The sequence below is a fragment of the Corynebacterium sp. genome, assembly GCF_030532715.1.
Classification (GTDB): Bacteria; Actinomycetota; Actinomycetes; order Mycobacteriales; family Mycobacteriaceae; genus Corynebacterium.
In genome coordinates this window covers 15216-38588 of sequence record NZ_JAUNKO010000004.1, presented here as the reverse complement: position 1 = coordinate 38588, position 23373 = coordinate 15216, and the positions used below count along the sequence as shown (strand labels likewise).

The window sequence follows — 23373 nt, the reverse complement described above, 5'->3', positions numbered from 1 at the left end:
GAAAACCCCCGGCCTGGAGCAAATCCAGGCGCGAGGGGATGCGCTTGACAGCAGGTTAGGCTTCGGTGATGGAGCCGCCGGCTGCTTCGATCTTTTCCTTGGCGGAACGGGAGAACTTGGTGGCGGTGACGTTTACCGCAACCTTGATCTCGCCGTTGCCCAGGATCTTCACCGGTTGCTTTTTGCGGGCGAGCCCGGCAGCAACGATGTCGGCGATGGCGATGTCGCCACCCTTGGGGAAGGCCTTTTCCAGGTCGGCTACGTTGACTACCTGGAAGACAACCTTGTTGGGGTTCTTGAAGCCCTTGAGTTTCGGCAGACGCATGTGCAGCGGCATTTGGCCACCCTCGAATGCGGCCGAAACCTGCTTGCGGGCCTTCGTACCCTTGGTACCGCGACCAGCGGTTTTACCCTTGGAAGCCTCACCGCGACCGACGCGGGTCTTGGGCTTGTTCGCGCCCGGTGCCGGGCGCAGGTGGTGGAGCTTAATTGGTTCGCTCATGTTGTGCCTACTCCCCCGCCACTTCTTCAACGACGACCATGTGACGCACCACGTTGATCATGCCGCGCACCTGGGGGGTGTCGGGGCGGACCACGGAGTGGCGGATGCGTTTCAGGCCGAGGCTGCGCAGCGATTCCTTCTGATTCCGCTTCGCACCAACAGTGCCTTTGGTTTGAGTAATCTTCAGGGCCATGGTTTACGCCTCCTGCCCTGCGCGTGCGCGCAGCATGCGAGCCGGGGCGACCTCTTCGAGGGTCTTGCCACGGCGGGCTGCGACCTCTTCTGGGCGGACCAGTTGCTTCAGGCCGGCCACGGTTGCGTGGACGACGTTGATGGCGTTGTCGGAGCCCAGGGATTTACAAAGAATGTCCTGGATGCCAGCGCATTCCAGTACGGGGCGGGCAGCGCCACCGGCGATGACACCGGTACCGGGAGCTGCGGGGCGCATCATTACGATGCCAGCCGCTGCTTCACCCTGCACGGGGTGGGTGATGGTGCCAGCCACCATGGGAACACGGAAGAAGTTCTTGCGTGCTTCTTCTGCACCCTTTTGAATGGCGGCGGGAACTTCCTTGGCCTTGCCGTAGCCAACGCCGACCATGCCTTGGCCGTCGCCAACGATGACAAGTGCGGTGAAGCTGAAGCGACGACCACCCTTGACCACCTTGGACACACGGTTGATGGTCACTACGCGCTCAATGTACTGCGAGCGCTCGTCCTGCTGCTGGTTGCGACGGTCGTCGCGGCCACGGCCCCGACGCTCGTTGCGGTTTTCGTTGTTGTTGTCGGCGGAGCGTCCGCCGTCACGCCGTTCACGTCCCGGCATTACGCGTTCCTTCCGTTGATGATGTTGACGGTGATCATTAGAACTTCAGACCACCTTCACGGGCGGCGTCGGCGAGTGCGGCGACGCGGCCGTGGTACTTGTAACCTGCACGGTCAAAGACGATTGCTTCGATGCCGGCGGCCTTGGCGCGCTCAGCAATAAGCTCGCCAACCTTGGCGGCACGAGCTTTCTTGTCGCCTTCCATGGCGCGAATATCGGCTTCCATGGTGGAGGCGGCGGCCAGGGTGTGGCCTGCAATATCGTCGATGACCTGGGCGTGCATGTGACGGGAGGTACGGTGCACTACCAGGCGCGGAGCCTCGGGAGTACCGCGCATGTGCTTGCGGATGCGGCTGTGGCGGCGGGCACGCGCCACACGACGACGGGTGGAGATGTCCTTGCCGATTGGGAGACGCTTGTTCTCTGCGGTGTTGCTCATTACTTACCCGTCTTTCCGACCTTGCGGCGGATCTGCTCACCCTCGTAGCGGATGCCCTTACCCTTGTAAGGATCGTCCTTCCGCAGGCGACGGATGATAGCGGCGATCTGGCCGACCTTCTGCTTGTCGATACCCGAGATGGAGAACTTCGTGGTGCCGTCAACCGCAAAGGTGACGCCTTCCGGAGCCTCAATCAAAACTGGGTGGCTGTAGCCAAGGGAGAACTCCAGGTTCTTGCCCTTTGCCTGTACACGGTAACCAACACCGAAGATTTCCATCTTGATGGTGTAGCCTTCGGTGACACCAACAACCATGTTGTTGATCAGCGAACGGGACAAACCGTGCAGGGCGCGGCTCTTGCGGTTGTCATCGGGGCGGGTAACGATGATCTCGTTGCCCTCCTGGCTCACCACGATCGGGGCCGGAACCTCGAACGAAAGCGAACCCTTGGGGCCCTTGACGTCGACGGTCTGGCCGTCGATTTTCGTTTCCACACCGGAGGGGACAACAACCGGGTTTTTACCAATACGCGACATGTGTACTCAGTCCTCCCTTACCACACGTAGGCGAGGACTTCGCCGCCCACGCGCTTCTGGTTAGCCTGACGGTCGGTGAGCAGCCCCTGGGACGTGGAGATAATGGCCACGCCTAAGCCGCCGAGCACCTTCGGCAGGTTGGTGGATTTTGCATACACGCGCAGACCCGGCTTGGACACGCGACGCACACCAGCAATGGAACGCTCACGGGTCGGGCCGTACTTCAGGGTGATGTTGAGGGTCTTGCCAACCTTGGCGTCCTCAACAGAGTAGTCAGCGATGTAACCCTCTTGCTTCAAAATCTCAGCGATGTTCGCCTTCAGCTTCGAAGAGGGCATCGACACGGTGTCGTGGTACGCATTGTTTGCGTTGCGCACGCGCGACAGCATGTCGGCAATAGGATCAGTCATGGTCATAGGGTGACCTTGGCGCCTTTCTCGTTGCGGTTCCTTCCCCACCCAGCGTTATCACCTGTCACCGGCCACTCGTCGCCACCAGCACTCAATAGCACTGCGGCTCGCTGCCTCCGAAAAAAGGTGGACGCCCTAGGGCGGGGGGCCTACAACAAAGTAGGAATAATAAAGTACATAGACCTAGTTCAGGTCCACTGGGCAACCCTACATGACGAGTGCCCAGCACACAAGATATTTTCTTTTCGACGCCGCGTTCCCCGCGCCCCTAGTGCAATTCCAGCGTCTCCGGCGGCTTGGGCGCACCCTTTGGCGGCGCGATTTTCGGAAAGGTATTGGGTGCCGGGATAGGCACTTCCGTGGTGGTTGCCACCACCGCTGCGACCACGCTGCCCGCCATCTTCTTTTGCACAATCAAAGCCAGCCCGAAGACGACGGCCCCGACCAGTGCGATCAGCGCAAACCCCCCAATGCCGCCAAGTTTCGCGGCAGCACCCACGGCGATGCCGAACCAGCCGAAGTCTGCATCCCCAAAGGTGGTGTTTTCATTCCCGAAGGTGCCAAGAACACCCAACAGGAATGCCGGCAAAAAGGTAATCAATAACCCGTTGGTAAACGCCCCGAAGACAGCACCCCTGCGCCCACCGGTGGCGTTGCCGAACACACCTGCGGCACCACCGGTGAAGAAGTGCGGCACCAAGCCCGGCAAAATGAGCGCTACGCCAAATTGGGGGCTTAATACTGAGGAAAGAATGAGCAGGCCAACCAAGCCCCCAACGAAGGAAGAGATAAAGCCGATGAGTACCGCATTTTGGGCGTAGGGAAACACGATCGGACAGTCCAAGGCGGGCATGGCGCCGGGCACGACTTTGGCGGCAATGCCCTGGAAGGCGGGCACTAATTCGCCGAGGATGGTGCGCACACCGAATAGGATCACGGCCACCGCCACCCCGAATTGCAGGCCTTGGGTAACAGATTGCATGAGGTAGTTGCCTACGCTGGAGGCGCCGTCTTCAAACGCGCCGAAGGCTTGCTGTTTGCCCACCCGCCACAACATGGCCAGCGCCAAGATCACATACATCAGCACCATGGACAGCGCGGTGGCCACCATGGAATCCCGCAGGAATCGCAGGCTTTCCGGCAGTTTCAGTTCCTCCGTGGAACGGCTGGGGCGGTTGCCACGGCGGCCGCCAACCAGGGAACCCACCGCGCCAGCGGCAATGTAACCCGCCGAGCCGAAGTGCCCCATGGCAATAGAATCGTCACCGGTGACCCGGCGCATCCAGGGGTGCACGAGGGCGGGCATGGAAACCATCAAGATACCCAGCAGCACGCCGCCACCCACGACCACCACCCACGCGTGGTAGCCCGCTGTAGCCAGGATGATGGTGAGCATCGTGGCCATAAACAGCACGTGGTGGCCGGTGAGGAACACATACCGCAGTGGGGTCAACCGCGCGAGGACGAGGCTGATGGCGAACCCCAAGATCATCATCCAGGCGACTTGCGCGCCGTATTGTTGCTGCGCGATGCCGGCGATTGCCTCGTTGGTAGGCACCACGCCCTGGGCGCCCGTGGCGCCTTGGATCATCACACCCAGCGGCTCCAAGGAGGCAACCACGAGGGTGGCCCCAGCGCCAATGAGCAGGAAGCCAAGCGTGGCTTTCAATGCACCACCGATCACCTGACCGGAGGTTTTCTTCATGGCGGCCAGTCCCACCGCCGTAATCAAGCCAATGAGGAAGGCCGGCACGGCCAAGATCTCATTGACTAGGAACTCGGAGACGGAAATGACTACGTCCACGCTAGGCTCCTAGACGTCGTAGAGGTCACGCAACACCGCGTCCACCTCGAATGGATCAGTGAAATTGTGGATGACGGCCACCGGCACCCCAACACCTTCGAGCGTGTGGGCGATCTCGCCGGAGGTGAGAATCAGGTCCGCCTCTTGGGCCTTGCCTTTGGCGGAAATGGTGTCGGTGGCCTCCACGGAAACATAGGGCGCCCAACCCCACCGGCTGAGCACCTCCTCAAGAGTGTTTTTGAGGAACAAGGAAGTGCCCAACCCGTTACCGCACACCGTGAGGATTTTGTTGCGCTGCTTGGTGTCGATAATGTCCGCCACTTCCGACTCGGTCGCGGCGACCGGCTCCCTGCCGAGGATTTCCAGCAGGTCGTCGCCGGTCATCGCGGCGTCGAGAAGCGCTTTGGTGTCGGGTTTGCTGAGCAGGCGGGCGAGCTGCGCCATGGCCTTCGTATGCTCGGTACTATCCTTCGCTGCCAGCGCCACCACGAGCGTGACGGGGTCGTTTTTGGGGTGGCCGAACTCCACGGGTTCCGCGAGCCGCACCCAGGACATCGCCGTCGTGTGCACCGAGCGGGACGGCCGCGCATGTGCAAACGCAAACCCTGGGGCTACAACAATGTACGGCCCGTTGTCCTTGACGACGTCCAGCATCGCCTCCGTATACTCCGGCTCCACCGCGCCCGTGCTCTCAAGGAGTTGCCCGGCAAGCCGAATCGCCGCCTCCCAATTCCGCACTTGCACATCCAGAGCAATCGCATCAGTGGCCAGCAGCTCAGATAATGAGGTCATATAAAGGAATGCTATTAGAGAGGAGGATTACTATCTAGCGCAATAGTTCGCCGTGTTGGTCACAATTTAATAAAGTTGGCACGCTGTGTATCGCGGGCACGTCAACGGGCTAATTCATGCTGTAACGCATCCAACTCCCCGCCGCCCGCCATTTGCAGCGCTAGTTCATCCACCGTAACCTGGTCCCTACCTGCGGTTAAGACCTGTTTCCCCAGCTTCAAAATGGTAAATCGATCACCAACTAAATGCGCATGATGCGGATTGTGAGTGATCAATACAACCGCGGTTCCACGATCCCGAGCGGCGGCAATAAAACGCAACACCATTCCGGATTGCTTCACCCCCAAAGCGGCGGTAGGTTCGTCCAAAATCACCACCCGAGCGCCAAAATAGATGGCGCGAGCGATCGCCACCACTTGACGTTGACCGCCCGACAAGCTGGAAACCGGGACATCAATATCGGCGAGATCAATACCCATCGAATGCAACTGATCGCGCGTAATTGAACGCATTTCCTCGCGGCGCAGCAAACCGAACCGGCCCGTCAACTCCTGGCCCAAAAAGAAATTCCGCCACACCGACATCTGCCCCACCACAGCCAAATCTTGATACACCGTGGCAATCCCCGCCTCCAACGCCGCGGCAGGAGAATCGAGGGTGGCGGGGGCGGCGTCGATAAGCACTTGGCCGGAGGTGGGAGCATGCAAGCCCGCAAGGACCTTAATCAGCGTGGACTTCCCGGCGCCATTATCCCCAAGCACGCACAGCACCTCCCCCGCGTCAACCTCCAAATTTATATCGGACAACGCGCGAAACGAACCGTACGACTTCGAAACATCAACCAACGAAACAATAGCCATCAGCGCGCCTCCGTATACCGCGCAACAAACAAATTCGTCACAACCGCAAACAGCAGCATCGCGCCGAGGAAAAACTTAAACCAATCCGGATTCCACCCGGCATACACAATGCCCTGATTCGTCATGCCGAAAATCAGGGCGCCGATGGCCGTGCCCACGGCGGTGCCCTTCCCTCCCGTGAGCGCGCACCCACCAATCACGGCGGCAATGATATACAAAAACTCGTTCCCCACGCCCTGTCCGGCCTGGATCGAATCAAACGCAAACAAAGTGTGCATGCCCACAAACCAGGCGGCGAAACCCACGAACATAAACAGGATGATCTTCACACGGCGCACCGGAACCCCCACCGCGTAGGCCGCGTCGGCGTCACCACCCACCGCGAAAACCCAGTTACCAAACCGCGTGCGGTGCAGGAGGATCGAGGCGAGCACGACAAAGAGAATCCACCAAAACACCGTGACACGGACCTGCACGCCGAACACATTCACGTTGCTGGCAAACACCATATTGGCGGAGTAAAACCCCTCCATGTCCGCGATCGTGGGCGTGGCCACCTGGTTGGTCACAAGTTTTGTGATGGCGAGGTTCAGGCCTTGCAACATCAGGAACACACTCAAGGTAATCAAAAAGGATGGAATACCCGTTCGGGTAACCAACCAGCCGTTGAGCGCGCCGATAGCAAGTGCGATTGCCAGCGAGATAGCGGCGCCAACCCACGAGTTGAGGTGCAGGTTGTAATTCAGCATGGTGGCAGCGAGGGCGGCGGTAGTTACCGCGACACCTGAGGAAAGATCGAACTCAGATCCAATCATGAGCAGACCGACCGCCAGTGCGACAATCCCCATCGTCGATGCGGTGTACAGCACCGTGGCCACCGAATCCCAAGACCGAAACGCTGGGGCCACTACCATAAACAACACAAAGATAGCGATCGCACCGAGCAAACTCGCAAGCTCTGGGCGGCGAATAATCTGGTCAAAGGTGGACCGAGTGGGAAGCCGATCCTCGTGCCCGTGATTGGTCGCCGCGGAAGTAATCGTGGTTGTGGTCATCGCAAGCCCGCCTTCGCGGCGTCGGCAATCTGTTCGACGTTCTCAGAGTCGACGAACGACGGGCCCGTATACACCGGTTTTCCGCCCCCAATGGTAGAACCATTACGCACATCCAGCCACAGCGCATCCACCGCGAGATAGCCCTGCAAATAAGGCTGCTGATCAACAGCCCATTCGATGGTGCCAGCTTTGATCGCATCCACGAGCTCGCCGTTGGTGTCAAACGTAGCGATCTTCGCCTCGCTCCCGGCAGCTTCCACCGAACGCACGCTGGTGAGCGCCACCGGGGCGACCAAACTCATGATCCAATCGATACTCGGATCTTGGGCGAGTTTCGTCTGCACCGTAGCTTGCACGCTGGTGAGATCCTGGCCGTTCACGTACAGGATTTCCACCTTTTTTCCGAGACCTTTTTCAATCCCCCCGCAGCGTGCTTCCTGCGAGGAATTGCCCTGCTCGTGGATAACACACAGCACCTTCTGCGCGCTTTCCTCCGACAGGCGTTTGCCCGCGAGTTCACCAGCAACAGACTCGTCTTGGCCGAAAAAGCCCTGCATGCCAAAGCGTTGAAACTCGGTCATGCCGGCGTTGAGCCCCACCACAGGTATGCCCGCATCCACAGCTTTTTGCGCCACCGGACCAATCGCCTGCGCGTTCGGCATGGTAACCGCGATGCCATCAACCTTGCTGTCGATCGCCGACTGCACGAGGTTCGCTTGGTTCGGCGCCTGCGGATCCGAAGAATATCTCAGTTCGATATTGCTTTTGTTCGCAGCGTCTTCCGCGCCTTTTCGAACAAGATCCCAAAACGTATCACCGGGTGCGCCGTGGCTGATCATCGCCACCACCTTCCGCTGGGTATCAACGCCGCCACCGCCTACAGCGCCTCCTGCGCCGCCTGCGTCGGTGCGTGGCGCTCCCCCAGTAGAGGAGCAACCAGCCAGCACCAATGCGGTACCCACAAGAAAGGCCGCGAATCTCGCGGATTGAACAGAGCGCAAAAACCTATACACGACCACCGATTCAACGCAGTGTTGCGTGCCCTGTCAAACCGAATGACCTGCGCATTTAACGATTCAGCGCCATTATGCAGGGGTTTCCTCGCCGCCCCGAGGGTAGCTTTTGTAACCACACAACAGCACTATTGTTCCAGCACGGTCGCGTGAACCCCGTCACGAACACTTCTCCGCAGCGCTAGCCAAGTGGCAGGCACACGCGCGTAAGAAGTTTCGATTCGTCGACTTGATCGGCGGTTTTCAAATACAAATTAAAACCCTTTGCCGCCAATGAATCCTCGGAGCTGCGGGCAAGGCCATTAGTTTCCAAATAGGATTCCAGCTCCTCATAAGCGGCGGGTATTTGTGAATATGGGCCAAGAATCTCGGCGACAAGACACTCGCGAGCCGCAAAGCGGTGCACCTCCAGCGGCGGAGCAACAGTAGTGTCATCGGCAACGGGAATAAACACGGACAGCTTCGGGTCCCGCACCTGGTATTGATTGTCATGCTCAATGACACCGCAAACATACGGCCCCGACACAGGAATATCCAGCACCAAGGGAGCGATCTGCTCCCACAGCTGCGGTTCATCGGCGTAGGTGGGAACGGTGCCGGTCAACGCGACAATCGTCATAGGCTCGATAACATCGGTGGATACCACAATTGACATTGGAGCTCGCTCCTTCTCGTTGGACACCAAGGCCCCGAGTATACAGAAAACCCCTGCACTCCCAGGCGGGAGGCAGGGGTATGAAGAAGCGCTAGCTTAGAGCTTCTTGCCGTCTGGGCCCTTGAACGGGAACCCCAGCTCGCGCAGCAGCGCGCGGCCTTCGTCGTCATTGGTCGCGGTGGTCACAATGGTGATGTCCATGCCGCGCGGACGGTCAACCTTGTCCACGTCAATCTCGTAGAACATGGTCTGCTCGTTCAGGCCGAAGGTGTAGTTACCGTGGCCGTCGAACTGCTTGTCGGACAGGCCGCGGAAGTCGCGGATACGCGGCAGCGCAACGGTCAGCAGGCGGTCCAGGAACTCCCACATCCGGTCGCCGCGCATGGTTACGCGGGCACCGATCGGCATACCTTCACGCAACTTGAAGTTAGCAATCGACTTCTTCGCGCGACGCAACTCCGGCTTCTGGCCGGTGATCAAGGTGAGATCCTCCAACGCGCCATTGATCAACTTGGAATCGCGGGCAGCAGCGCCCACACCCATGTTCACAACAACCTTGGTCACGCCAGGAATCTGCATCACGTTTTCGTACTTGAAATCGTCCTGCAGCTTGGTGCGGATTTCCTCGCGGTAGCGAGTCTTCAAACGCGGGGTGTAATTCTCGCTCATGATTAGATGTCCTTCCCGTTCCGGCGGGAGATGCGAACCTTCTTGCCGTTCTCATCAAAGCGGTAGCCGACGCGGGTCGGGTTGCCGTCAGAATCAAGCACCATCACGTTCGACACGTGAATCGGCGCCTCCTGGGTCACAATGCCGCCGGAAGACGCGCCGCGCTCCGGAGCCGAGTTAGCAACATGCTTCTTAATCTGGTTCACACCTTCAACCAGCACCTTTTGACGCTTCGGATAAGCCTCAATGACCTTACCCTTCGCACCCTTGTCCGGGCCGGAAATAACGATCACCATGTCGCCCTTATGAATCTTCATTAGATTACCTCCGGGGCCAGCGAAACGATCTTCATGAACTTCTTTTCACGCAGCTCACGAGCAACTGGGCCGAAAATACGGGTGCCACGCGGCTCATTGTCATTCTTAATCAACACAGCTGCGTTCTCATCGAAGGCGATGTAGGAACCGTCCGGACGACGCGTTTCCTTCTTCGCACGCACAATCACGGCCTTGACGATCTCGCCGGCCTTCACGTTGCCACCCGGAGTGGCTTCCTTCACGGTCGCGACAATCACATCGCCGATCCCGGCAAAGCGTCGAGTCGAGCCACCAAGAACACGGATACACAGAATTTCACGTGCACCAGTATTATCGGCGACCTTCAGACGCGATTCCTGCTGAATCACTTTGGGTCTCCTGACCTGGAATAATGCGAGCCAGATTTCCGTCCTGACACGCGCGGTCTATGTCAAACACTGCCACGCAACCCCCAATCGCGTTGGGCGCCGAACCTCTCCCCGCACTAGTGGGAAGTGTCGGAGGGTCTCGGCCCACGCTCGGAAACGCACGGTGGACCGACCTGCTACAGGCAACTGTGGTATTTAAACATACGCACAGCTTCCGGCGCAAATAACTCAGCTGCATCTCAACCTTGGCGTTTCCCCGCAGAGTAACCTCCCCAGTAACCTCCCCAACGGCGGCAGCGAAACACCCCTGAATGAGCCGCGCGATCCGCTACGGACCTCCGAATAACGGCGCGATCCCCTTCCCACCCGTAACGCAACACTGATACGCTTTTATTTAGAACATTATTTTTACACGCCGATGTTGAGAGCGCCGACCGTACTGAGGTGATTTCAATGCTCACGTGGCTTAAGCGTTGTTGTTTGTTCCTGTGCCTATTCCTCGCCCCATTGCTGATCTTTTTTACAATGCTGCTGCTCACACGGGGGAAGTTCAGCGGCGTGCTGGCCCTCGCCCTCACCGCCGCCATCGCTGTTGCACTGTGCTGGTGGCTGTATCGGCGCCGCCCGTCACGCCAACGCGCCGCGTTTGTGGCCTTGGTGGCGCTGATCCCTGCCGCCCTGTGCGCGTTTCTCTGCCTACCGATGGCACCCACCACCCCACCCGACGAACAAGTATTTGCTTCCGCGCCGACGCAATTTTGGGAACTTTCCACGGGTAAGCGACTCGCCTACTACCACCTACCGGCTGCCACAAACGCCCCACCCAAGGCAACGATACTGTTCCTGCACGGCGGGCCCGGCTCCTCTGTTTCCGCAGCACACGTATCGTTTTTCCAGCGCTTCACGCAAGAGGGCTTCGAGGTGTACCTATACGACCAGGCAGGCACGGGCCGCAGCGACCTCCTCCCTCCTGCGGAATATTCGCACGAACGAAACGTTTCTGATCTCGCCGAAGTAGTCGCACGTATCGACGCCGCGTCCCCCACCCCCAGCAACATCGCCCTGGTTGGCCAATCGTACGGCGGTACCCTCGCGGCGAGCGCGGTTGCCGACGATCGCATCGCTCCCCACCTCACCAAAGTGGTGTTTTCCGAACCGGGCGTTATCCCCCAGAAGTACTCGGAGTTCGCGCAATACGTCGACGAACATATCCCGAATTCCGACCCACAAAATCCGCGCAAACCCGTGGAAGAGATCCCACTTGCATTGCTCAAACCACGCCTCCTCGTGGGCTTGCTCATGCTACCCCGCGACAGTGAATTCCTCCCCCAAGAAGAGGCGCTTAACGTATTGAACCCGCGGGAAATTCTAGATCTGAACCGCTACTCGTATTGCACCGACGAGCCGATCCCACCCAACGAAGCCGACGCCGTCGCCGGCATTCGCGTCAACCCGTATGTCAACGCCTACGTGAATTCCAGCCCAAACTCAGATACCAACCCATTCAACATGGAAGCCTTCCAACACTCCAAGGTGCCTGGAATGCTCCTGCTCGGGGAATGCTCGTACGTCTACCGCCGCGACCAGCTCGCATTCATCACTGCCTACTCCAGCATGGAACGCGTCCAATACGCCGAAAATTTTGGCCACAACGTGCTCCGCACATTCGACGACGGCCGAGACGCACCATTCCAAAGCATCCTCGCCTTCCTCAACGACGAGCGCGCACCCCTACCGAACTACCCGAGCAAGAACGACCTCAAAGAATTCGTGGAGCACGCAAAATAGCCTAGGAGTCGCGCGTGGTCAGCACTCCTCCACCAACTCCCGCAACCGCTGCTCCTGCGGAATCTCGGACGGCTCTCCACAGCCCAACAATTGCGCATGCAAAAGCTCAGAAACGTCGGCGAACCGCAATGCCAGACCGCGACTTTCGGGGTAAGTGCCGTAATCAGCCGCGCCATGCGCGCGGACCAAGCCAACGAGGGCCTCAATACCAACCTCAAGTTCCGGCGTCCACTCCCCCGCAGGGGCGGAGACGTGCAGGTAGCTCACACCCTGGCCGACCACATAATGCATCGTGCCGATCGTCGCTGGGGCGGAGGCAGCCACCAACGAATCATGCAGGAACAGCAGCCCCCGCATACCCTCACCGTCAAGAGGTGTCTCCTGGGAGACAATAACATTGACGTCTAACGGCCGAGTTTCACTACCGTTTTCGAAGTAGATGCGGAAGCTTTGCTGTCCGAGTTCCTCCGCGCCGTCGGTAAGCGCGGCAGAAATCATTGTTGCTTGCTGCATCAGGCGCTGCCTGGCGTCCGGACCACACAACGGGCCAGTATCAGAACACACGGTTACCCAGTTGTTCCGCGAACTCATACCCATCTCGCGCACCCCCACACCGGTCAGCGGCAGCATCGCGTCAAGCATATTCGTCGGGGTCTGCTCATCAAGGTTGACCACGCTACCGTTAATCTCAGCAACGATTGTGAACTGCATCGGCACCTTATTCTTTTCAGCCCGCTCGCGCTGCGCGAACAACATATCCCGCACCTGACGCAACCTACCCTGGGAAACATTCCCCAAGCCAACGTCAACAGCTATGTGATAACTAAACGGGGAGTAAAACCTGCGGTAACTCGGCTTGTCCGCCCAACCCAACGCTTCGAACTCCTGCTCAAATTCTCCCTGAAGCACCTGGGAAGCCTCATCCCGCTCGAGATCAGTAAAAGAACACCCCGCTTGAGCAAACACACAACAACAAATTATCAAGAAAACGGCAGGTCGAAGCACCCGGGAAAACGAACGCATACTAGTGAGTAGACCACAAAACCCACACGAAGGGGAGAGCATCCCCCACCCCAGGACCCTGGAAGCCAACCCAACACTACCCCCAATTATCCCTGGTAGTGGCGTTAAAATTCGACGCAACCTGAGAAAGCTCCCAGCCGGAGCCCAGACTACGCCGAAAACCGTGTGCAAGTTTTAACAGCGTTCGCACCGTCCATGTAGGCACGCCAAAGCTTGTGCGCAATATTAAGTGCGCTCGCGGTTGCACAACAACCCAAAGCTACTGTTTCGCACAAGCACCTATCGCTGGCGGCACATCATCAAATTCAGCCGTGGTACGAACGTGGTACGAATTGCTTCATCAATAGCAGCCTGCGCAACCGCAAGCTGTTATGCAGGCTGGATAATTTAACCCGCTTTTCGCCGCTCACAGCTGACACGTAGAAAAGCGGGACGATCTCGATCGATCTAAGCCTTAGGCCCCTGAGTGAGTTTTGCCAGTATGAAAATCGCACCAGCTAACACCACTATGGCTACAGCAGCAACGATCCACCACACCATACTCATTCCGGATTTTTGCTCCGCTGATGGCTGAGCTTCGCTGGTGGCTTCATTGGTGGCTGACTGTGTTGTCTTCTCCCCGGAGTAAGTCGATTCAAACTTTGGGCCCGGCACTTCTTTCCCGACTGGGCGGAAATTAATCCGATATTTCACTGGATGCAGTTCAGTGGTGGCATCAGTATTGCCGTCTTCTCGGTGTGTGCTAATGAAGCTTACCTGCACGTAATGCCGACCACCCAACCACAATGCATTATTCTTTTCTATATTGGCATAAGAAATTGGATACTTCGTTCCAGCAACATTCTTTTTGCCAATCTCCTCAATACGAGTTTGATATTCACCGGTAAGAATTGAATCACTTTGGCTTTGCATTAACCCATTACCGGCATACACTTCCAACCGTCGACTAATTTTTTCAAAACTGTCAACTTTCCCTTCATTTGGGTCTTCTATGATTTCAGTGGTGATATCTAACGCTTGCCCCCACCCCACCGGAGTAGCAAAATACTGGGTCTCACCTTCAACAATTTCCGCCTCAACAGTGCCAGTAACTTCGGGAGCATCAGGATCTGGGTGAGTCAGCGGTGTATATGGCGTGACCTGGCTAGTGTCAGCCGGTTCTGATAACGATTCCTCCTTCCGTTCCTTACTGGGAGTTTTATTAAAATCATCGCCGACATCGGTTGGTTCTGGCACGGCAGCAAGCATCATGTCCACATCTTGCGGCCCTTCCCAGGTCTCGTTCAACGTCAAAAAATAGAAATCACTATCACAGTAATTATCACTGCCCTGAACACCACTGATAAACGACCCAAATACGGGGCGGCCACCATCAATAGTGCTTGCTCCAGTACTTTCAGCCCGACAAGAGAGGCCCTCTGGATTAGTCAATTCGGGATAGTAGGTAAATTTTTCCTCAAGCAGCCTAACAGTTCCGAGTTCCGGTACCGCGTTAAACCCTACATGCAATCGGTGCCCTTCAGGGATAGAGACTTTCGCGTAAATATTCTCCGAATCTTCGGCAGGCATCTTCGCGTGAATCCGTTTAGGTTTATCGAGGGTCCCCGGCTCAATCATCGGGGCATGCGATTTATCTGCACTAAACTGCACAGCCTCATCCGAAAACTGATACCCTACCGCGGTCCTGGTAGTAGCCTTTGTCAATGTCTCTCGCAACGCCTCCGCACTCGACGCATCAGAATACGTACCACCGGTAACCTTAGCCACGCACTCCAACTCGGCGCGCGCGGCGTCGTCAACCATAAACCCGATGGTGTGCACCACTAGATCCGTACCCTGATCTTTCAGCTGCTTTGCCACCTCACACACCGGAGGGGGTGCACACGTATCAATACCATCAGAGACCAACACAATCGAACGAGCACCCTCTTTAGGCAATAACTCATTGGCCTTCAGCAGAGAGTTCCCAATCGGCGTATACCCACGAGGCTGGAGGCCATCCACATCACCAGTGAGTTCCTTGGGCGGACGCTCCCCCGGTTTTGCTAACACACTAATGTCCTGGCAACCAGCCTCTTTTTCCTCCTCCGAACTCCCAGTACCCGTGCCATACGTCACCAATCCGAATTTTGCATCGGCTGGTGCCTGGTTGAGAAAGTCCTTCGTGGCATCTTTCGCGGCGTCCATCCGAGTCCGCCCGTCCACGTCAGTCTCCGTCATTGAGCCCGATGCATCCAACACCACCACCGTCGGCGCCAGCGACTCAGCGGCCCCTACGGGCGGTGCCACCAACACCGCGAGCACCACGCTCACCATCACGGCGACTAACGCCCCGACTGACAACGACACTCGTGCACCTACACGCAACATCACAACCCGCATTCTGCTCAAACTAAAAAAATAGACTCACTTCACACGGTAAACCCCCCTCCCACACTATTTCAAGGTTTTAATAACTCCATTCTTTCGAGGCTATTAATCTGCTAGGTGCCGTTATTTTCCACCAACAACTTCAAGCGACACTCCGGCCACGCCCCTCGACCTACATTCCCCACTTGCGACAACGATCGCCGCGCGCATCTGATGTACTTGATACATGACCACCTCACCGGAATCCCACCTCACCCGAGACCCATTTCCCCTGCGCGGAAGGAACATCCTTATTACCGGTGTAAGCCGCCGAGCAGGCATTGGCTACGCCACCGCTTGCAGGCTCGCCGCCTATGGCGCAAATGTGTTCTGCCACCACTTTGCACCCCATGACGCCGAACAGCCATGGGGCGCCGACGACATCGACGCAGTCATGCACGGTGTTCGATCACATCTTCGCGACGGCGCGCGCCTCGCCGATATGCACGCCGACCTCAACGACCCCGCAGCTCCCGAACGTCTTGTCGCCGCAGCCACAGAGGAGTTCGGCCACCTCGACGCACTCATTTGTAACCAGGCACTCTCCGGCTCGGACGGGGCACTCGGCGAACTTACGGCCGAAGACCTTGATCAGCATTGGCGTATCGACGCCCGCGCCTCCCTCCTACTAGCGCAAGCGTTCGCCGTCCAGCACACACCCGGCCGCCCAGCCTCCATAATTTTCCTCACCTCCGGCCAACACCTCGGGCCAATGCCCGGAGAAGTCGCCTACGCAGCGGCGAAAGCAGCAATCGCCGGCGTCACATTGACCATCGCGGATCAACTCGCGGACATTGGAATCCGGGTAAATACCGTCAACCCCGGCCCAGTTGACACCGGATACCTCACCGAAGAAATGTACGAATACGTGAAAGCAATGTTCCCTTTCGGGCGTTATGGCCAACCCGACGATCCAGCCCGCCTAATCGCATGGCTCACCACCGAAGAAGCCTCCTGGATCACCGGACAAATCATCAACACCGAAGGCGGTTTCGGCAGGTGGCGCCCACGCGGGAGCACGCAATCCGAATAACCTCACGGGGTTAATGTGCATCCAACCTGCCCGAAGTGGCGGCCTAGGTACGATGACACTCACAGCGTTCGTATCGTTGAATTAGCTCCCCATACAGGTGCTGTTGATGGTCGGCTGTTTGATAGTAACCGCCGCCAGGAAATGCCCGCCTTGAAAATCCTGCGACGTGTATCACGCCCAGGGCAACGACCGTGACGTAACGCGCAAAACCCCGCCTACCTGCGCGGCCGTGCGGCAGCGGGTGGCGGGGTTTCGGTAAGAGTACTACTTTGCCTTTTCGACGATCTCGACGAGGCGGTAGTGCTTGTCCTTGCTCAAGGGACGGCATTCTGCGATGCGCACGAGGTCACCGATGCCGGCAATCTCGTCTTCATCGTGTGCCTTCACCTTAGAGTTGGTGCGGATGGTCTTGCCGTACAGGCTGTGCTGGCGGCGATCCTCCAGCTGCACAACAATGGTCTTTTGCATCTTGTCGGATACTACGTACCCGGTGCGGACCTTGCGGGCGCCTTTTTGCTTCTTGTTCACGTTTGCCTCACTCATGTTTAAGCCTCAGCTCCCGGAACTACGGACAGGCCCAGCTCGCGCTCGCGGATAACGGTGTAGATGCGGGCGATGTCGCGCTTGACCGTGCGCAGGCGACGGTTGTTGGTCAGCTGGCCGGTGGCCATCTGGAAACGCAGGTTGAACAGTTCTTCCTTGGCCTCGCGGAGGCGGGTAGCTAGTTCTTCTGCGTTGAGCTCGCGGAGCTCAAATGCGGGGGTACCGGTAGCCATCAGAACTGGTCCTCCTTCTTGATGATACGGACCTTACAGGGCAGCTTCTGGCCGGCGCGACGGAGCGCCTCCAGAGCCATCTCCTCGTTGGGGTAGCTCATCTCAAAGAGGATACGGCCGGGCTTGACGTTGGCGATCCACTTTTCAACGCCGCCTTTACCGGAACCCATACGCACGCCGAGCGGCTTCTGGGTCAGGGGACGGTCCGGGAAGATATTGATCCACACTTTGCCACCACGCTTGACGTGGCGGTTGATGGCAATACGCGCGGATTCAATCTGACGGTTGGTGATGTAGGCGGGCTCGAGGGCCTGGATGCCGTAGTCACCGAAGTTGATGCGGTTGCCGCCCTTGGATACACCGGAGCGGTGCGGACGGTGCTGGCGACGGAACTTGACGCGCTTGGGGATAAGCATTCTTAGCCCTCCTGCTTTTGCTCTGCGCGCTGGCGACGCTGGCCACCGCGACGCGGACGCTCACGACGGTCGCCACGGTTGCGGCGATCTGCGGCGGGGGCGTTGATTTCGCTTTCGCGACGACCACCGACGACATCACCCTTGTAGATCCACACCTTGACGCCAATGCGTCCGAAGGTGGTGTGGGCCTCGTAGGTGCCGTAATCGATTTCGGCGCGCAGGGTGTGCAGCGGCACGCGACCCTCGTGGTAGCGCTCGGTGCGGGACATTTCAGCACCGCCGAGGCGACCGGAACACACAACCTTGATGCCCTTGACCTGCGGCTGGCGCATCGCGGACTGGATGGCCTTGCGCATGGCGCGACGGAAGGCGACGCGGTTGGACAGCTGCTCGGCGATGGACTGTGCCACCAGCTGAGCATTGGCGTCAATGTTCTTGACCTCGAGGATGTTGAGGGCGACCTGCTTACCGGTGAGCTTTTCCAGCTCGCCGCGAATACGGTCGGCCTCGGAACCGCGACGGCCGATCACGATGCCGGGACGCGCGGTGTGAATGTCTACGCGAACGCGGTCGCGGGTGCGCTCGATAACTACGTCGGCGACGCCGGCGCGGTCCAGGCCCTTGGCCAGGAATTCGCGGATCTTGATGTCTTCGGCGAGGTAGTCAGCGTACTGCTTGTCGGCGTACCAGTGGGACTTCCAATCGGAGGTGATACCCAGCCGGAGACCGTGGGGATGGATTTTCTGGCCCACTACTGAGCACTTCCCTTCTGGCTCTCGACAACCACGGTGATGTGGCTGGTGCGCTTACGGACGTGGAATGCACGGCCCTGAGCGCGCGGACGGAAACGACGCATGGTCGGTCCCTCATCTGCCCACGCCTGGGAGATGACGAGGCTGTCGCGGTCAAGACCATGGTTGTTTTCGGCGTTGGCGGCTGCGGATGCAACGACCTTGGCAACCGGCTCGGAAGCAGCCTGCGGGGCGTACTTCAGAATCGCCATGGCTTCAGACACGGACTTACCACGAACGAGGTCCACAACGCGGCGGGCCTTCATCGGGGTTACCCGGACGAAGCGCGCAGTAGCGCGTGCGGTGGTGATTTCTTCACTCATCGCTTATCGACGTCCCTTCTTGTCATCCTTGACGTGACCCTTAAAGGTTTTCGTCGGGGCAAACTCGCCCAGCTTGTGCCCAACCATCGAATCATCTACGAACACCGGCACATGCTTACGGCCATCGTGGACGGCGAAGGTGTGGCCGATGAAATCGGGGAGAATCGTGGAGCGGCGGGACCAGGTCTTAATAACCTGCTTGGTGCCCTTTTCGTTCTGAGCGTCCACCTTGTTGAGGAGGTGTTCGTCGACGAAGGGGCCCTTCTTGAGACTACGGGGCATTCTCTTTTACCTCCTCTTAGCGCTTCTTGTTCTTGTTGGAGCGACGACGGCGAACGATCAGACGATCGCTCGGGCGGTTGGGCTTGCGGGTGCGGCCTTCCGGCTTGCCCCACGGCGACACCGGGTGGCGACCACCAGAAGTCTTGCCTTCACCACCACCATGCGGGTGGTCAACCGGGTTCATAACCACACCGCGGACGGTCGGGCGGACGCCCTTCCAGCGCATACGACCAGCCTTACCCCAGCGGATATTGATCTGGTCCTGGTTGCCAACCTCACCAACGGTGGCGCGGCAACGAATGTCTACGCGGCGGATTTCGGAGGAAGGCATACGCAGCACCGCGTACTTGCCTTCCTTACCCAGCAGCTGGATGGAGGCGCCAGCGGAACGAGCCATCTTGGCACCGCCACCGGGGCGCAATTCCACGCAGTGCACGGTGGCACCGGCGGGGATGTTGCGCAGCGGCAGGTTGTTGCCCGGCTTGATGTCAGCGTTCGGGCCGGATTCGACCATGGCGCCCTGCTTCAAGCCCTTGGGGGCGATGATGTAGCGCTTTTCACCGTCGACGTAGTGCAGCAACGCGATGTTGGCGGTGCGGTTCGGGTCATACTCAATGTGAGCGACCTTTGCCGGCACGCCGTCTTTGTCGTTACGGCGGAAGTCGATAACACGGTAGCGGCGCTTGTGTCCACCACCCTTGTGGCGGGTGGTGATGTGGCCGTGAACGTTACGGCCACCAGTCTTGTGCAACGGGCGCAGCAGAGACTTCTCCGGGGTGGAACGAGTGATCTCGTCGAATCCGGAAACGGAGCTCTGGCGGCGACCCGGCGTAGTCGGCTTGTACTTACGAATAGCCATGTTTTACGTCCTTACTTGTCGACTCGCGGGTTACGCGGCCGAACCGCCGAAGATGTCGATGGAACCTTCGCGAAGAGTCACGATGGCTCGCTTGGTGGACTTACGCTGCCCGTAGCCGTAGCGAGTGCGCTTGCGCTTACCCTGACGGTTCGCGGTGTTCACGGAAGCGACTTTGACGCCGAAGATCTGCTCGATGGCGATCTTGATGGCGGTCTTGTTAGCGTCCGGGGCTACGAAGAACGTGTACACGTTCTGCTCCATCAGGCCGTAGGACTTTTCAGACACTACGGGAGCCAAAATGATGTCGCGGGGATCTGCGATGGTGCTCATTACTTCTCCTCCTTGTCCGCGCCGGTGACGCGGTTAACGAAGGTATTGAGCGCCTCAACGGAGAACACGACGTCGTCGGCCTTGAGCACGTCGTAGGTGTTCAGCTGATCGGCGACCAACACGTGAACGTTCGGCAGGTTGTCAACGCTCTTACGGGCAGTGAAATCCTCGCGGCCAACAACAACCAGCACGGACTTGCGGTCGGTGAGGCGTTCCAGGAACCGGCGAGCAGCCTTGGTGGAAGGCTTCTGGCCGGGCACCAGTTCGCTGACCACGTGGATACGATCGTGACGTGCGCGGTCGGTGAGGGCACCGAACAGTGCGGCAGCCTTCATCTTCTTCGGGGTGCGCTGGGTGTAGTCGCGCGGGACCGGACCGTGGGCCACGCCACCACCGGTAAAGTGCGGTGCGCGAATGGAACCCTGGCGGGCACGACCGGTGCCCTTTTGACGGAACGGCTTCTTGCCACCGCCGGATACCTGCGCACGAGTCTTCGTGGCGTGGGTACCCTGACGCTTCGCGGCAAGCTGCGCGGTAACAACCTGGTGCATCAGCGCAATGCTGGCTTCGCGATCGAAAATTGCAGCAGGCAGCTCAACCTGGCCGTCGATACCGCCATCAGCGGTGTGGACGTCAAGCTTCAGATTGGTCATGCGTGTGCACCGCCCTTCACTGCGGTCTTAACGGTTACGAGGCCACCGCGAACACCAGGGATAGCGCCCTTGATGATCAGCAGGTTGGCATCGGCGTCAATCTTTTGAACCTTCAGGTTCTGGGTGGTGACGCGATCATTACCCATGCGGCCAGCCATACGGGTGCCCTTAAAGACGCGGCCCGGGGTAGCACAGGCGCCGATGCCACCGACGCGGCGGTGAGCTGCCTGGTTACCGTGGGATGCGCCCTGGCCGGCAAAGCCATGGCGCTTCATGCCACCGGCGAAGCCCTTACCCTTCGACGTGCCGGTGACGTCGACGAACTTCACGCCGTCGAAAATGTCCACGGTAACGTCCTGTCCAACCTCGTAGCCGGAGACATCGTCCATGCGAATCTCGGCCATGTGGCGGCGGGGGGTAACGCCAGCTTTTTTGAAGTGACCCGCCTGCGGCTTCTTCGTCTTCCGCGGGTCAATTTCGCCATAGGCGATCTGGATGGCGTTGTAGCCATCGTTTTCAACAGTACGAATCTGGGTGACAACGCACGGCCCAGCTTCCACGACGGTCACCGGAATAACACGGTTAGCCTCGTCGAAGATCTGGGTCATGCCGAGCTTGGTGCCCAGAATGCCCTTGATCTCAGTTTCACTCATTACTTATTCTCCGCTGCCAAAATTCCGTCGATCACTGAATGTTCACATCGACGCTGGCCGGAAGGTCAATACGCATCAGCGCGTCAACCGTCTTCGGCGTCGGGTCGAGAATGTCGATCAGGCGCTTGTGGGTGCGCATCTCGAAGTGCTCGCGAGAATCCTTGTACTTGTGGGGAGAACGAATAACGGCGTACACGTTCTTTTCAGTGGGCAATGGCACGGGGCCGACCACGCGGGCACCGGTACGGGTGACCGTCTCCACGATCTTGCGTGCAGACGCATCGATCGCCTCATGGTCGTAGGCCTTCAGCCTAATGCGGATCTTCTGTCCCGCCACGCTTGTCCTCTTCCTCGCTGTCCCACGTCACCTTCGAAGTGATTGGTGGGAATCGCTGATGATTTCTCTATAACGTTGTCCGGTGTAGGGTCCGGGCGCAACGCCAGTATTGTTCACTTGGGTTTACCGGAGAGGCCGTCTGACAAACAGGCACTTTCCCAAAACCTAAAGGAATCGAGTGGAATGTGGACCGCGGGCGACCCCCAAGGGAAGTCCGAGCGATCAGGCACAATACCTACTGCCGCTGTTTATTTGCCATGCCCCTACTCCGGTACCCGCGGTCGGGCGTGTCGGACGACCAATCGCGGACACCAACTTAAAAAAGCAGGTGGTTCATGTTTGCCGCACCAGCGCCACAGGGCAATCAATCTTGCAGTTCCCAGCTGGGCTTACAAAAACGTTGCTTATGCCGTGTTGAGGCAACCCAGTCATCTAATCACGTCAGCTCACCGTACGCAACTCAAACCCTTACGCTATTCCCAGAAACGTAACCGAACACACACTCGGCCTGTCCATAGGGCGTACATCAAACGCCCTGGAACTACGGAAAACGGGGCCACAGGGAGTAGCCAACGGGGGTGGCGGACGCGGCGTCGAAAATTACGCTTATCCAGCATTGATGCGAATTGGTGCGCTATTTGTTGCCATGTTGTAACACTTAGCGGAGGCGCTACGACATACCCACTGAACGTCATTGAAACGCCACCGCTGACCAAAGGACCGTTTATTCCATGGATTGCTCCGACATCTGCACCGTTCTCGCCGAAGAAGTTTCCAACGCTACCCTCGCCGCAGCGCAACCCGAGGGCTCCGCAATGTGGGGAGCCGCCGCAGCTGGGTCACTCATGGTAGCCGCCGGCGCCCTCTGGGCTGACTGGATGCAACAACGCAGGCAACGTGTAGAGGTAGACTCTTAGCTGCACCACTCGCGGCTAGACTGGGGGCCATGAATACGAGCGGGTGTCACATTGTAGTCATGGGAGTCTCCGGCTGCGGCAAAACCTCGGTGGGAAGGTTGCTGGCGCCACTGCTCGAGCTGGAATATCGCGACGGTGATGACATGCACCCACGCACCAACATTGAGAAGATGGCGGCGGGGATCCCGCTGACCGATGAGGACCGCTGGCCGTGGCTGCGGGACATTGGGACCTGGCTCGCCGCACAACCAGAAGGCGCGGTCGTCGGGTGTAGCGCTCTGCGCCGCTCGTACCGTGACCTGATCCGCTCACTGTGCCCGGGTGTCGCGTTTATCCACCTACACGGCGATTTTGACCTGCTGCTCGAGCGCATGAACGCACGCGAAGGGCACTTTATGCCCGCGTCGCTGCTGCAATCCCAGTTTGACACCCTGGAACCGCTCGGCCCAGACGAACGCGGCGTGGTGCTCGACGTCGTGGATTCACCCGAGGCACTAGCCCAGCAAGCCTTCCGCTGGCTGAGCCAATAGCGCTCCC

General features: G+C 58.7%; 32 protein-coding genes. 4 read left to right on the top strand and 28 right to left on the bottom strand.

The annotated features are described in order from the left end of the window. Window positions 1-55: 55 nt before the first annotated feature. From rplO to rplN, 15 genes are all read right to left on the bottom strand, one after another. A complete protein-coding gene (rplO, locus tag Q4D83_RS07120; protein ID WP_303174234.1) occupies window positions 56-502 on the bottom strand; it encodes a 50S ribosomal protein L15 in 447 nt (148 codons plus the stop codon). A 7-nt stretch (window positions 503-509) separates the two neighbouring features. Next, window positions 510-695 (bottom strand): 50S ribosomal protein L30, encoded by a 186-nt coding sequence (rpmD, locus tag Q4D83_RS07115; protein WP_303174232.1) that lies wholly within the window; start codon window positions 693-695, stop codon window positions 510-512. Between the two features lie 3 nt (window positions 696-698). Further along, on the bottom strand, window positions 699-1328 hold the full coding sequence (rpsE, locus tag Q4D83_RS07110; protein WP_303174230.1) for a 30S ribosomal protein S5: 630 nt from the start codon (window positions 1326-1328) through the stop codon (window positions 699-701). A gap of 37 nt (window positions 1329-1365) precedes the next feature. Next, a complete protein-coding gene (gene rplR / locus Q4D83_RS07105; RefSeq protein ID WP_303174228.1) occupies window positions 1366-1767 on the bottom strand; it encodes a 50S ribosomal protein L18 in 402 nt (133 codons plus the stop codon). Next, entirely contained in the window at window positions 1767-2303 is a 537-nt protein-coding gene (rplF, locus tag Q4D83_RS07100; RefSeq protein WP_303174226.1) for a 50S ribosomal protein L6, read from the bottom strand. Before rplF ends, rplR begins: the two co-directional genes overlap by 1 nt. A 17-nt stretch (window positions 2304-2320) precedes the next feature. Then, window positions 2321-2719, bottom strand: coding sequence for a 30S ribosomal protein S8 (gene rpsH, locus Q4D83_RS07095; protein WP_303174224.1), 399 nt, complete (start codon window positions 2717-2719; stop codon window positions 2321-2323). A gap of 262 nt (window positions 2720-2981) precedes the next feature. After that, window positions 2982-4517 (bottom strand): PTS ascorbate transporter subunit IIC, encoded by a 1536-nt coding sequence (locus tag Q4D83_RS07090; RefSeq protein WP_303174222.1) that lies wholly within the window; start codon window positions 4515-4517, stop codon window positions 2982-2984. Window positions 4518-4526: 9 nt separating this feature from the next. Continuing rightward, a complete protein-coding gene (locus Q4D83_RS07085) occupies window positions 4527-5309 on the bottom strand; it encodes a PTS sugar transporter subunit IIA (RefSeq protein ID WP_303174220.1) in 783 nt (260 codons plus the stop codon). Between the two features lie 101 nt (window positions 5310-5410). Beyond that, on the bottom strand, window positions 5411-6172 hold the full coding sequence (locus tag Q4D83_RS07080; RefSeq protein WP_303174708.1) for an ATP-binding cassette domain-containing protein: 762 nt from the start codon (window positions 6170-6172) through the stop codon (window positions 5411-5413). Continuing rightward, window positions 6169-7224 (bottom strand): ABC transporter permease, encoded by a 1056-nt coding sequence (locus Q4D83_RS07075; RefSeq protein WP_303174218.1) that lies wholly within the window; start codon window positions 7222-7224, stop codon window positions 6169-6171. Before Q4D83_RS07075 ends, Q4D83_RS07080 begins: the two co-directional genes overlap by 4 nt. Continuing rightward, the gene (locus tag Q4D83_RS07070) at window positions 7221-8225 is read right to left on the bottom strand and encodes a substrate-binding domain-containing protein (protein WP_303174216.1); all 1005 of its coding nucleotides are present in this window, start codon (window positions 8223-8225) and stop codon (window positions 7221-7223) included. Before Q4D83_RS07070 ends, Q4D83_RS07075 begins: the two co-directional genes overlap by 4 nt. Before the next feature lie 193 nt (window positions 8226-8418). After that, window positions 8419-8892, bottom strand: a complete 474-nt coding sequence (locus Q4D83_RS07065; RefSeq protein WP_303174214.1) for a GyrI-like domain-containing protein — start codon at window positions 8890-8892, stop codon at window positions 8419-8421. Between the two features lie 96 nt (window positions 8893-8988). After that, window positions 8989-9561: a 50S ribosomal protein L5 gene (gene rplE, locus Q4D83_RS07060; RefSeq protein ID WP_303174212.1), complete on the bottom strand. Its 573-nt coding sequence runs from the start codon at window positions 9559-9561 to the stop codon at window positions 8989-8991. Between the two features lie 2 nt (window positions 9562-9563). After that, window positions 9564-9878, bottom strand: a complete 315-nt coding sequence (gene rplX / locus Q4D83_RS07055) for a 50S ribosomal protein L24 (RefSeq protein WP_303174210.1) — start codon at window positions 9876-9878, stop codon at window positions 9564-9566. Then, window positions 9878-10246: a 50S ribosomal protein L14 gene (gene rplN / locus Q4D83_RS07050; protein WP_303174208.1), complete on the bottom strand. Its 369-nt coding sequence runs from the start codon at window positions 10244-10246 to the stop codon at window positions 9878-9880. The genes rplX and rplN overlap by 1 nt, the downstream gene beginning before the upstream one ends. A gap of 525 nt (window positions 10247-10771) precedes the next feature. Between rplN and Q4D83_RS07045 the strand changes: the two genes are divergently transcribed. After that, on the top strand, window positions 10772-12034 hold the full coding sequence (locus Q4D83_RS07045) for an alpha/beta hydrolase (RefSeq protein WP_303174206.1): 1263 nt from the start codon (window positions 10772-10774) through the stop codon (window positions 12032-12034). 18 nt (window positions 12035-12052) lie between these two features. On the opposite strand, the gene Q4D83_RS07040 is transcribed toward Q4D83_RS07045, so the two are convergent. Both Q4D83_RS07040 and Q4D83_RS07035 read right to left on the bottom strand, forming a co-directional pair. Next, window positions 12053-13000: a hypothetical protein gene (locus tag Q4D83_RS07040; protein ID WP_303174204.1), complete on the bottom strand. Its 948-nt coding sequence runs from the start codon at window positions 12998-13000 to the stop codon at window positions 12053-12055. A gap of 504 nt (window positions 13001-13504) precedes the next feature. After that, window positions 13505-15406: a VWA domain-containing protein gene (locus Q4D83_RS07035; RefSeq protein WP_303174202.1), complete on the bottom strand. Its 1902-nt coding sequence runs from the start codon at window positions 15404-15406 to the stop codon at window positions 13505-13507. A 247-nt stretch (window positions 15407-15653) separates the two neighbouring features. Between Q4D83_RS07035 and Q4D83_RS07030 the strand changes: the two genes are divergently transcribed. Beyond that, window positions 15654-16499: an SDR family oxidoreductase gene (locus tag Q4D83_RS07030; protein ID WP_303174201.1), complete on the top strand. Its 846-nt coding sequence runs from the start codon at window positions 15654-15656 to the stop codon at window positions 16497-16499. A gap of 264 nt (window positions 16500-16763) precedes the next feature. On the opposite strand, the gene rpsQ is transcribed toward Q4D83_RS07030, so the two are convergent. The 11 genes from rpsQ to rpsJ are packed head-to-tail and all read right to left on the bottom strand — an operon-like array spanning window position 16764 to window position 21919. Beyond that, entirely contained in the window at window positions 16764-17042 is a 279-nt protein-coding gene (gene rpsQ, locus Q4D83_RS07025; RefSeq protein WP_303174200.1) for a 30S ribosomal protein S17, read from the bottom strand. 2 nt (window positions 17043-17044) lie between these two features. Next, window positions 17045-17275, bottom strand: a complete 231-nt coding sequence (rpmC, locus tag Q4D83_RS07020; protein WP_303174198.1) for a 50S ribosomal protein L29 — start codon at window positions 17273-17275, stop codon at window positions 17045-17047. Further along, entirely contained in the window at window positions 17275-17691 is a 417-nt protein-coding gene (gene rplP, locus Q4D83_RS07015; RefSeq protein WP_303174197.1) for a 50S ribosomal protein L16, read from the bottom strand. Before rplP ends, rpmC begins: the two co-directional genes overlap by 1 nt. Before the next feature lie 2 nt (window positions 17692-17693). Continuing rightward, entirely contained in the window at window positions 17694-18443 is a 750-nt protein-coding gene (rpsC, locus tag Q4D83_RS07010) for a 30S ribosomal protein S3 (RefSeq protein WP_146325603.1), read from the bottom strand. Beyond that, window positions 18443-18805, bottom strand: coding sequence for a 50S ribosomal protein L22 (gene rplV / locus Q4D83_RS07005; protein ID WP_303174194.1), 363 nt, complete (start codon window positions 18803-18805; stop codon window positions 18443-18445). The genes rpsC and rplV overlap by 1 nt, the downstream gene beginning before the upstream one ends. A 3-nt stretch (window positions 18806-18808) precedes the next feature. Continuing rightward, complete coding sequence (gene rpsS / locus Q4D83_RS07000) at window positions 18809-19087, bottom strand: 30S ribosomal protein S19 (protein WP_146325605.1); 279 nt, start codon at window positions 19085-19087, stop codon at window positions 18809-18811. Between the two features lie 16 nt (window positions 19088-19103). Continuing rightward, entirely contained in the window at window positions 19104-19946 is an 843-nt protein-coding gene (gene rplB, locus Q4D83_RS06995) for a 50S ribosomal protein L2 (protein WP_303174189.1), read from the bottom strand. A 30-nt stretch (window positions 19947-19976) separates the two neighbouring features. Then, on the bottom strand, window positions 19977-20276 hold the full coding sequence (rplW, locus tag Q4D83_RS06990; protein WP_303174186.1) for a 50S ribosomal protein L23: 300 nt from the start codon (window positions 20274-20276) through the stop codon (window positions 19977-19979). Further along, window positions 20276-20929 carry a 50S ribosomal protein L4 gene (gene rplD / locus Q4D83_RS06985; protein ID WP_303174184.1) on the bottom strand — a complete coding sequence of 218 codons (654 nt, stop codon included), beginning with the start codon at window positions 20927-20929 and terminating at the stop codon, window positions 20276-20278. The genes rplW and rplD overlap by 1 nt, the downstream gene beginning before the upstream one ends. Next, on the bottom strand, window positions 20926-21582 hold the full coding sequence (gene rplC / locus Q4D83_RS06980) for a 50S ribosomal protein L3 (protein WP_303174183.1): 657 nt from the start codon (window positions 21580-21582) through the stop codon (window positions 20926-20928). Before rplC ends, rplD begins: the two co-directional genes overlap by 4 nt. A gap of 31 nt (window positions 21583-21613) precedes the next feature. After that, window positions 21614-21919 (bottom strand): 30S ribosomal protein S10, encoded by a 306-nt coding sequence (gene rpsJ / locus Q4D83_RS06975; protein ID WP_003854291.1) that lies wholly within the window; start codon window positions 21917-21919, stop codon window positions 21614-21616. Between the two features lie 731 nt (window positions 21920-22650). Here rpsJ and Q4D83_RS06970 point away from each other — a divergent pair. Both Q4D83_RS06970 and Q4D83_RS06965 read left to right on the top strand, forming a co-directional pair. After that, window positions 22651-22836, top strand: a complete 186-nt coding sequence (locus Q4D83_RS06970; RefSeq protein ID WP_303174180.1) for a hypothetical protein — start codon at window positions 22651-22653, stop codon at window positions 22834-22836. Window positions 22837-22865: 29 nt separating this feature from the next. Continuing rightward, entirely contained in the window at window positions 22866-23366 is a 501-nt protein-coding gene (locus Q4D83_RS06965) for a gluconokinase (protein WP_303174178.1), read from the top strand. Window positions 23367-23373 lie beyond the last annotated feature (7 nt).

Bases quoted from the DNA above. Each gene is read 5' to 3' on its own strand.
- rplO (WP_303174234.1), bottom strand. From the start codon at position 502: ATGAGCGAACCAATTAAGCTCCACCACCTGCGCCCGGCACCGGGCGCG.
- rpmD (WP_303174232.1), bottom strand. From the start codon at position 695: ATGGCCCTGAAGATTACTCAAACCAAAGGCACTGTTGGTGCGAAGCGG.
- rpsE (WP_303174230.1), bottom strand. From the start codon at position 1,328: ATGCCGGGACGTGAACGGCGTGACGGCGGACGCTCCGCCGACAACAAC.
- rplR (WP_303174228.1), bottom strand. From the start codon at position 1,767: ATGAGCAACACCGCAGAGAACAAGCGTCTCCCAATCGGCAAGGACATC.
- rplF (WP_303174226.1), bottom strand. From the start codon at position 2,303: ATGTCGCGTATTGGTAAAAACCCGGTTGTTGTCCCCTCCGGTGTGGAA.
- rpsH (WP_303174224.1), bottom strand. From the start codon at position 2,719: ATGACCATGACTGATCCTATTGCCGACATGCTGTCGCGCGTGCGCAAC.
- Q4D83_RS07085 (WP_303174220.1), bottom strand. From the start codon at position 5,309: ATGACCTCATTATCTGAGCTGCTGGCCACTGATGCGATTGCTCTGGAT.
- Q4D83_RS07075 (WP_303174218.1), bottom strand. From the start codon at position 7,224: ATGACCACAACCACGATTACTTCCGCGGCGACCAATCACGGGCACGAG.
- Q4D83_RS07065 (WP_303174214.1), bottom strand. From the start codon at position 8,892: ATGTCAATTGTGGTATCCACCGATGTTATCGAGCCTATGACGATTGTC.
- rplE (WP_303174212.1), bottom strand. From the start codon at position 9,561: ATGAGCGAGAATTACACCCCGCGTTTGAAGACTCGCTACCGCGAGGAA.
- rplX (WP_303174210.1), bottom strand. From the start codon at position 9,878: ATGAAGATTCATAAGGGCGACATGGTGATCGTTATTTCCGGCCCGGAC.
- Q4D83_RS07045 (WP_303174206.1), top strand. From the start codon at position 10,772: ATGCTGCTGCTCACACGGGGGAAGTTCAGCGGCGTGCTGGCCCTCGCC.
- Q4D83_RS07030 (WP_303174201.1), top strand. From the start codon at position 15,654: ATGACCACCTCACCGGAATCCCACCTCACCCGAGACCCATTTCCCCTG.
- rpsQ (WP_303174200.1), bottom strand. From the start codon at position 17,042: ATGAGTGAGGCAAACGTGAACAAGAAGCAAAAAGGCGCCCGCAAGGTC.
- rpmC (WP_303174198.1), bottom strand. From the start codon at position 17,275: ATGGCTACCGGTACCCCCGCATTTGAGCTCCGCGAGCTCAACGCAGAA.
- rplP (WP_303174197.1), bottom strand. From the start codon at position 17,691: ATGCTTATCCCCAAGCGCGTCAAGTTCCGTCGCCAGCACCGTCCGCAC.
- rplV (WP_303174194.1), bottom strand. From the start codon at position 18,805: ATGAGTGAAGAAATCACCACCGCACGCGCTACTGCGCGCTTCGTCCGG.
- rpsS (WP_146325605.1), bottom strand. From the start codon at position 19,087: ATGCCCCGTAGTCTCAAGAAGGGCCCCTTCGTCGACGAACACCTCCTC.
- rplB (WP_303174189.1), bottom strand. From the start codon at position 19,946: ATGGCTATTCGTAAGTACAAGCCGACTACGCCGGGTCGCCGCCAGAGC.
- rplW (WP_303174186.1), bottom strand. From the start codon at position 20,276: ATGAGCACCATCGCAGATCCCCGCGACATCATTTTGGCTCCCGTAGTG.
- rplD (WP_303174184.1), bottom strand. From the start codon at position 20,929: ATGACCAATCTGAAGCTTGACGTCCACACCGCTGATGGCGGTATCGAC.
- rplC (WP_303174183.1), bottom strand. From the start codon at position 21,582: ATGAGTGAAACTGAGATCAAGGGCATTCTGGGCACCAAGCTCGGCATG.
- Q4D83_RS06970 (WP_303174180.1), top strand. From the start codon at position 22,651: ATGGATTGCTCCGACATCTGCACCGTTCTCGCCGAAGAAGTTTCCAAC.
- Q4D83_RS06965 (WP_303174178.1), top strand. From the start codon at position 22,866: ATGAATACGAGCGGGTGTCACATTGTAGTCATGGGAGTCTCCGGCTGC.